We start from the raw sequence: 1286 nt of genomic DNA, 5'->3' as shown, positions 1-1286 counted from the left end.
AGATTATTTTCGACGCCAACCGCGAGGTTATCAAGGACGCGAACCTCATCTATCCTGGACAGAAGATCAGAATTCCAAAAGCTTAAGTTCGCTTTTGAATGCCGCGGCTTAATTTTTTGCAAGCCGCGAATTTTACTTTTGCGAGCATTGCGCTGCGTTTACGCAAGTCGTGATTTATAGGCCCGCGGCGCAGCGCGATTTTTATGGGCACGATTTTACGAGCTGTACTGCGGTGGGTAATTTACTATCCGCCGCACTTGCGTGCTGCCGCCCTATTTGAGAGCATATAAAACGCTTTAAAATTCCGTTTATAAAGAGCTAAATTTGGATAAATTTAAAATCAGCACTACGCTAGAAAAGGCCGAGTCTAGAGACTACGACAAATATCCGATAATAATAAAAGACAACTCAATAGAAATGATAAAGCTATATCTGCCGATTGTATTTATTTTGGACTTTCTTTCACATTTTGCACCATACAGACCACCGCATCCAGGAGAGCTAAATGAACGCCCAAAAGAGCTAGGAAGCTGCTATATTAAATTTAAGAATTCCGCCATAGAGTATTTTTCTACGAAGAAGAATTTAGTCCTGCTCGAAATAAAATTATCAAATATAGTGGGGATAAAACGAACCTTTGGGCCTTCCCAACCCCAATTGCCGACAATCACAAAAAAGTTTGTAATTAGCGTCTATGATCTACTTCGTTTTAATGTCCGCGGTTTTTTACTTTAAAGGCTATGCGATAGCCCCGTTCGTAGTGCCGATAGCATTTGGGCTCGGCATACTCCCGCTACTGATTTTTAGATTAGTAAACGGGCTAGGGCTTGGACTGGATATGCTAAGCGGCGATAGTTTGATTATCTTTGATAAGCATTTTATTATCGACGCCTCGATTTTAACGAGCAGCGAATACAAGGAGCTAAAAACCTATTTTTTACTAAAAACGGGAAAAAATTTAGATAAAATCCGGCCGCAAATTTTTATATAAGCTAGGAGTAAAGAGCAGGTTTTAGACGTAAAGCAAGAATTTTGATAGATAAGCAGTTACGCGATAAACGTTTAGAAGATAGCCTCGTATGAAATCAAAATTTAATAAAGAGCTAGACGGACCAAATTATCTTTTAAGAGTTAAAGATTTTTAGCAAAAATACCGCTCAAATTTTATTAAATCCAAATCCTCACATTCAGTTTTAAAATTTTAACGATACTCAAAAAGCTTAGAATTTCACTCTTTATCTCGCTTGCGGGGTCGCGGCGCAGCACGCTTTCATAGACGCTAGGCT

General features: G+C 39.3%; 1 protein-coding gene. It reads left to right on the top strand.

What is annotated here, in order from left to right; all coding sequences use genetic code 11:
- The first annotated feature begins 694 nt into the window (after positions 1-694).
- Complete coding sequence (locus Q0257_RS01330; protein WP_298020585.1) at positions 695-991, top strand: hypothetical protein; 297 nt, start codon at positions 695-697, stop codon at positions 989-991.
- Positions 992-1286 lie beyond the last annotated feature (295 nt).

The organism is uncultured Campylobacter sp., assembly GCF_938018035.1.
Classification (GTDB): domain Bacteria; phylum Campylobacterota; class Campylobacteria; order Campylobacterales; family Campylobacteraceae; genus Campylobacter_B.
This window is presented reverse-complemented; position numbering and strand designations above follow the sequence as displayed.